This window comes from Umezawaea sp. NPDC059074 (assembly GCF_042738955.1).
Classification (GTDB): domain Bacteria; phylum Actinomycetota; class Actinomycetes; order Mycobacteriales; family Pseudonocardiaceae; genus Umezawaea.
In genome coordinates this window covers 42916-50139 of the sequence record NZ_JBHYHC010000065.1, presented here as the reverse complement: position 1 = coordinate 50139, position 7224 = coordinate 42916, and the positions used below count along the sequence as shown (strand labels likewise).

The 7224-nt window shown below is 70.6% G+C and carries 4 protein-coding genes; 2 read left to right on the top strand and 2 right to left on the bottom strand.

All coding sequences use genetic code 11. The features are described from left to right. The first annotated feature begins 1172 nt into the window (after window positions 1–1172). Complete coding sequence (locus ACFWW9_RS26995) at window positions 1173–4262, top strand: discoidin domain-containing protein (protein ID WP_390383584.1); 3090 nt, start codon at window positions 1173–1175, stop codon at window positions 4260–4262. 312 nt (window positions 4263–4574) lie between these two features. Beyond that, the gene (locus ACFWW9_RS26990) at window positions 4575–5471 is read left to right on the top strand and encodes a hypothetical protein (RefSeq protein WP_390383582.1); all 897 of its coding nucleotides are present in this window, start codon (window positions 4575–4577) and stop codon (window positions 5469–5471) included. Window positions 5472–5551: 80 nt separating this feature from the next. On the opposite strand, the gene ACFWW9_RS26985 is transcribed toward ACFWW9_RS26990, so the two are convergent. Further along, window positions 5552–6025, bottom strand: coding sequence for a hypothetical protein (locus ACFWW9_RS26985; protein WP_390383580.1), 474 nt, complete (start codon window positions 6023–6025; stop codon window positions 5552–5554). A 50-nt stretch (window positions 6026–6075) separates the two neighbouring features. Next, entirely contained in the window at window positions 6076–7218 is a 1143-nt protein-coding gene (locus ACFWW9_RS26980) for a DNA cytosine methyltransferase (protein WP_390383578.1), read from the bottom strand. Window positions 7219–7224 lie beyond the last annotated feature (6 nt).

Here is a 7224-nt window from a genome sequence, read left to right as displayed (position 1 = left end):
CCATCGGGATCCCGCACCAACTCAGGCGAGGCAACAGGCAGGGACGGATACGACGGCAACCGCACAACAGCCGCATCAACCTTCCCCCCACCCAACAGTTCCACCAACACATCCCCGTCAACAGCGAACGGATGCCCCCCACCTTCCCGCCGCACGTTCCCACTGACCCGCCCAACAGCCACCACATCCCGCGAAGACCGCCCAACCACCGCACTTCCAGTCCCGAGACCCCCGTCCTCCGCTCCCGCACCGCTTTCGACACGGGGGCGGTTGTCTGGCTGGGATGGGTGGTCAGCTGCGGGGAGTGGGGTGAGGGGGGAGATGGACTCGCCGGCGGCCTGGGACGGGTGTTGGCCTGGTGGCAGCGGGAGAGTGATGTCAGAGCCGTTGTCGGGCTCGGGTGGCGATGGCGGGGTCGAGGCGGAAGTGCTGTTCGGTTGGCCTAGGTGCGTGGAGATAGGCGTGGCCGTGTTGTCGTCCACGTCGGCCGGCGGGGGTGCCGTTGCGGCGTGGTCCGGGGCGGGACGGGTGGCGGACGGGTGAGATGACGCTCCGTCATCGGGAGCAGTACCGCTGAGGTTTGTGCCTGCGTCGGCCTGGGGGTCGGCCGGCCCCGGCGTCGCTTCGCCTGTGGAGGCGCTTTCGGGTTCGGGTGGGCGCTGGACGGTCGAGGGGTGTCGCTGGCTGGCCGAGTCGGGCCGAATGCCTGTGGAGTGCCCTGGGCGGCCCTCGGTTGCGTTGGAGGTGGCCGTGTCGGGCTTGGCGCTGGAGTGGGGGCCCGCGGTGTTGTCGGGCAGGGTGTCGCCGGCTTGGGGCGGGCTGTTCGGCGCGGGGGCGAGAGCGTCGGGGGTGTGGGGGGCCGTTAGTTCTGCCGGGGTTGTCGTGGTGTTTGTGGCGCGGTCGAGTGGCTGTGAGTCTTCCGCCCACAGCGCCAAACGGCCATCGGCCGTGCACAAGCCGTGCAGCACGAACACCTGTCGGACCCTAGTCGGGGGTGGTCGGGGGCTGGTGGAGCGGCTCGAAAAGAACCGGTTGTCGGACGTCTTGACGATTCGGGGCGTTTCTACGACGCTGGGTCGGGAGAGCGCTCTCCCAGATGTCGACACCGTCGTCGATCCCCGCACCTGTCGACGGCGGCGCCGAGTCGTGCTCTCGCCCTGCCAGGAGACGCCATGCCCTTCTCGTCCCCCGTCCGTCCGCTGTCCCGCCGCCGGGGCAGAGCCCTGCTGCTCGTGTTCGCCGTGGTCGCGTCCCTGCTCGCGGCCTACCTGGTCACGACCGCGGGTCGTGCGCAGGCCGCGAGCACGCTGCTGTCCCAGGGCAAGCCCACCACCGCGTCCACGGTCGAGAACGCGGGCACACCCGCGACCGCCGCCACCGACGGCGACCCCGGAACGCGCTGGTCCAGCGCGTTCACCGACCCGCAGTGGGTGCAGGTCGACCTCGGGGCCACCGCCGCCGTCGACCGGGTCGTGCTCAACTGGGAGTCGGCCTACGGCACCGCCTTCAAGATCGAGACCTCGGGTGACGGCAACGCCTGGACGCCCGTCTACACCACCACGACCGGCACCGGCGGCACGCAGACGCTGACCGTGACCGGCAACGGCCGCTACGTGCGGTTGACCGGCACCGCCCGCGCCACCGGCTACGGCTACTCGCTCTGGGAGTTCCAGGTCTACGGCACGATCGGCGGCGGCCCGGTCGGCGGCACGCCGATCTCCCAGTTCAAGCAGGTCAGCGCCTCCTCCTGGGAGGGTGGCAACGCCCCCGCGGCGGCGCTGGACGGCCGGATCGGCACCCGCTGGTCCAGCCAGCACGGCGTCGACCCGCAGTGGCTGCGCGTCGACCTCGGCGGCGCCGCCACGATCACCCGGATCTCCCTGGCGTGGGAGTCCGCGTACGCCACGGGCTACCGCATCGAGACGTCGAACGACGGCAACAACTGGACGTCGATCTACAGCACGACCACCGGCGCGGGCGGCACGGAGAACCTGACCGTCAGCGGCAGCGGCCGTTACGTGCGGTTCACCGGCACCGCCCGCGCGACCGGCTACGGCTACTCGCTGTGGGAGTTCCAGGTCTTCGGCACGATCGACGAGTCCGCGAGCACGGCCCCGCTGCTGTCCGGCCCGACCAAGGCGCCCGCCGTCACCGGCAGGTTCGCCCTGTCCGCCCCGGCCGACAACGCCATGATCACGAACACCCGGCGGCCCGCGTTCTCCTGGGCGGCCGTCGGCGGCACCGTCCGCTACCAGGTGTGGCTCAACGTCAGCCGCACCGACTACGACTTCACCGCCTCCGGCAACCTGATCGACCTCTACACGAAGGTCGCCGAGACCACCGGCACCACGTACACGCCGACCTGGGACATCTCCGACCGCTGGACGTACAAGTGGTACGTCGTCGCCGTCGACGGCGCGAACGCCACCAGCGCGTCGACCATCCGGACGTTCAGCCTCTACCTCCCCACTGTGACGACGGTCAACGACGGTGTCCGCACCGTCAACGGCGCTCGCGACCTCAACAAGAACGGCACCATCGAGCCCTACGAGGACTGGCGCCAGCCGGTCGAGACTCGGGTGAACGACCTCCTCGGTCGCATGACGATCGAGGAGAAGGCGTACCAGATGTTCTACAACGCCCAGCAGTTCCCCCAATCCGGTTGGCACTTCGGTCCCGCCGAGGCGCAGGACCTGCACAACGTCCTGCTCACGGGCGCGGGCACCCGGCTCGGCATTCCCACGGTGTCGGCGGGCGACACCATCCACGGCTACAAGACCACCTACCCCACGCAGAGCGGCCTGGCCGCGGCCAAGGACTACCCGCTCGACTACAAGCTCGGCGACATGCAGCGCCGTGAACAGCTCGAGGTCGGCACCCGAGGCGTGCTCGGCCCGCTGGCCGAGGTCGGCACCAAGGTGCTCTACCCCCGCATCCAGGAGGGCAACGGCGAGAGCGCCGAGGTCGCCGCGGCCCAGGTCCGCGCACTGGTCGCGGGCTTGCAAGGCGGACCGGAGCTGAACCCGGCGTCGGTGCTGGCCACGGTCAAGCACTGGCCGGGAGAGGGTGCCGGTGGCGAGGCGCTCATCGTGTACGACCAGGTGACCGTGAAGTACCACATGATCCCGTTCCGGGCCGCCATGGAGGCGGGCGCGGTCAACATCATGCCGGGCTACGCGGGCAGTTCACTGATCGATCCCGGTGGTCCCGGAGCCGGTGACAGCGCCAAGATCCTGGCCTACCTGCGCCAGAACCTCGGCTTCACCGGCCTGATCACCACCGACTGGCTCCCCTCCGGCTCGTGGATCGGCGCGGCCAACGCCGGGTCGGACGTCATGGGCGGCGCCGACCCCGGCGCGGTCGGCTTCACCATCGCCAACTTCACCGCCAACGTCCCCGCGGCCCGCATCAACGACGCCGTCCGCCGGGTCCTCCGGCTGAAGTTCCAGCTCGGCATCTTCGAGAACCCCTACGGCGACCCGGTCAACGGGCCCTACCGGTTCCACACCCCCGCCTACACCGCGCTCGCCAACCAGGCCTCGCGCGAGGCCATGACCCTGCTCAAGAACAACGGCGCCCTCCCCGTCCGCCTCAACCGCGGTGACAACATCGTGGTCGCCGGACCACGGGCCGCCGACACGGCGGCGTGCTGCATCTGGACCAGCTTCTTCCACCAGGAGTACGGCTCCCAGACCATGCTCGACGCCATCAAGACGAGAGCCGCCCAAGCGGGCGTCAACGTCTACCAGGACACCGGGCCCGCCCCGAAGCTCGCGGTCGTGGCGGTGGGCGAGACCTCCTACACCCACGCCACCAGCTGGGTGAAGGAGCAGCCGTACCTGCCCGCCGACCAGCTCGCGATCATCCAGAACTTCCAGCGCCAGGGCATTCCCGTGGTCGTGGTGCTCGTGATGCCACGTCCTTACGTCATCTCGGAGTGGAACGACCTGGCCAGCTCCATCGTCGTCACCTACCGCGGCGGCGAGGAGATGGGACCGGCGGTCGCGGGCATGCTGTTCGGCGACTACACGCCGCGCGGCAAGCTCCCGTGGCAGCTGCCCCGCAGCCTGAACGACGTCCTGCGCCCCGGCGGCACCGACATCCCCGCCGACGCCACCGAGAGCTGGGACCTGCCCTACGACCTCGGGGCGACCGCGGCACAGCGTGCCGAGATCCGCGCCAAGATCGATGCCAACCAGCCCGTGCCGAGCACCTACGGCAACCCCCTCTACCCGTTCGGAGCCGGTCTCACGAGCTGGTAGCCCATTGACCCTGCGACCCCTGCCGTGTCTGCTCCCCGTGGTCCGCCACGGGGAGCAGACGCGTTTCCGGGCGGAACGGCCTTGCCCTGGTCACGGCGTGAGCGAGGCTCGAAGTCCGGTGTGGACGGAGGAGCGGGCGCTGTCGCCCTCGGGCGGTCTTCGAGGGCTGAGGGGGCGTCCCGGTCGTGCGCGGGTTTTTCGGCCGCGGCCGGGTTGTTGCCGCTCATCCTGTTGGGTGTTGATCTCCGGGGTGCGCGGGGACAGGGTGGGGGTGCCGACGCCACGGACCACTCCTGGACAGGGGAACGTGTGATGAGGCTTCGCAGCGTGGCGGGATTTGCCGCATTGGTGCTGTGCGTCGGGATCGGCACCGCGGGTGCGGATCCGGAGGTGGACTCGGTCGAGCAGAGCGGGCCGATCAGGGGGTGGCACCAGGTCGAGGCCGGAACGGTGAGCGCGGCCATCGGCAACGAGGGGATCGGGACCGTGCGCACGGCCAGGGGCAGCGAGGTCTACTACCGCGGTGGCGGTGGGATTCCGCAGGCGTTGAAGGACGAGGGCTGGGGGCACGTCGGCGACACCGACTCGGTGCGCGGGTACGTGTTCGACGCCTACCAGTGGACGAAGACCGCGCCCGCCACCACGAAGATGTTCCTGGCCACCACTCCGGCCGGGACCAGCTACGAGTACGTCGTACCGCTGGGGGCCGATGAGGCTCCCGTCAACTCCAACGCCTACGTCACCGTGTCGCCCGACGGGCAGTGGATGGTGGCCGGGCCGCTCGGACAGGTGACCGAGCTGTTCGTCTACCCGACCCCGATCCTGAACCGCGCCACCCCGCCTGCCGGGGGCGCGTTGGCGCCTGCCGCGCGGATCAAGCTCGACCGGCCCGTGCGGAACCTCCAGGGGTGCGACTTCGTGTCGGCCGGGCAAATCCTCTGCGGGTCGTCGGACCCGAACAACGACCTGTTCCCGACCAACTTCCAGCTGCTGCGGATCGACCTGCCGCACGCCTTGCGCGGCAAGGACGTCACGGCTCGGGTGCGTTCGCTCGGCCAGGTGCCGCTGGTGAGCACCTGCGCGGGCGCGTTCGTCACCGAGGGCGTCGACTACGACCCGCACAGCGGACTGCTGCGGATCGAGGTCAACCCGCCGAGCCCGTGCAACGTCGACACGGCGGTCTACACCCTCCGGGCAGGCCGGGGCTGACGGACGCGGGTCGTCGCGCTCGCGCCGGAGCACGGCGACCCGCCTCCGCAGCAGGGACAGCAGGGCCCGCACCGCGCCGATCACGGGGTGACTCCGAGGACCTGCGCTGCCTCGGGGGACAGGGGCCTGCCCACGATGTCCGGGTCGCAGCCCACGCGGGGCAGGCGGGAGCGGATCGACGTGGGCGACCGGCCCATCCGGTCGGCCAGCGACCGGATCAGCTCCGCGATGGGCACCGGATCGGTCTGCCCCAACCAGGCGTCGCGCAGCTCCTCGTCGAGTTCGGCCGTCCACGGCTGCTTCGCGTTCACCGGCTGCGGTCGGTCCGCCGGGGGCGCGCCCATCTTGGACAGGCCCTCCAGGACTCGGGTCAGCAGCTTGCCGACCGCCGCGCCTCCGGTCACGGGCAGCCGGAGCATGCCCTCGGCCACGACGGAACCCTCCTGGTCCGCGCCGAACACCTCCAGCAACACGTCCTGCTGGGCGGTCGCCTGCACCCGGTAGCTGACGGGGCCGACCTGGATCCTGCTGTCGTACGTGCTCGTAGTCGTCATGGCAGGAACGCTAGGGACGGGGTCCGACAATTCCCGGCGACCCCGACCGGCTACTCAGGACAGAGGGCACACGTCAACGGGGTCGGCGCGGTCCCCGTCAGATACGGCTTTATGTGCTGTGCCAACGCTTTCGCGAGCATCGGCGGCACCGCGTTACCGATCTGCTTGGCCACTTGGATCTTCGTTCCACACCACTCGAAAGTGTCATGGAAGGTCTGGAGGCGGGCCGCTTCCAGGTGCGTGATCGGTCGGTCGACGCGGTGGCCGTCCTCGCCCGGCTCCCACTGCGGGTGGAGGTAGCGGCCCTTCTCCGGCTTGTAGAACTCGGTCCGGATCGTCAGGGACGGCTCGTCCCACCGCATCCGGCCCATCACGTCCGTCGTGCCGGTCTTCTTCTCCTGCCAGCAACGCGGCATCAGCTCGTACGGCAGGTCGAACCGGCCGCCGCCCGGCGGGACCGCCCGGTAGCGCTGGAGCGACAGCGGCGTCGGGTTGCGGCCGAGGTGCAGGTCGGCGGCCTTGAACCGGCCGGGCACCTCGACGCCGAAGAACTCCACCCGCGACTGCGGCAGCGCCGTGCGCGCGGGCTGTTCCGGCAGGCCGGTGAGGACGTCCCGGACGGAGTGCCAGCGGGGGAGGTCGCCGGTGCGCGCGTGAGTGGGGGAGGGCAGGGGGATCTCGCCGATGCGCGAGCCGATGACGATCGCGCGCTTGCGGCGTTGCGGCACACCGAAATCCGCCGCGAGCAGCAGCGCGACGCTCAACGTGTACTCCTCCAGCAGCCCGCCCGGCCGGACCTCGGACTGGAGCAGCGCGAACTCGCCGGAGGCGAGGAACCGGTCGACGTTCTCGATCACGAACACCTTCGGCGCGGCGTGCCGCACGAACCGGATGTACTCCTGCCACAGCTTGTTGCGCGGGTCGTGCACGTCCTGCGCGCCGAGGCTGGAGAAGCCCTGGCACGGCGGGCCGCCGATGATCACGTCCGCGCGCGGGATCTCCGCGTCCGGGATCGTCGCGATGTCGGCCCACCGCATGTGGTCCTCGCCGAAGTTCGCCGCGTACGTCGCCGCCGCGTGCAGGTCCCACTCGACCGCCATGACCGGCCGGAACCCGCCCGCCGCCACGAATCCCGACGTCATGCCGCCGCAGCCGGCGAACAGGTCGATCATCGGTACGGGCTGCTCGGTCACCCGGCC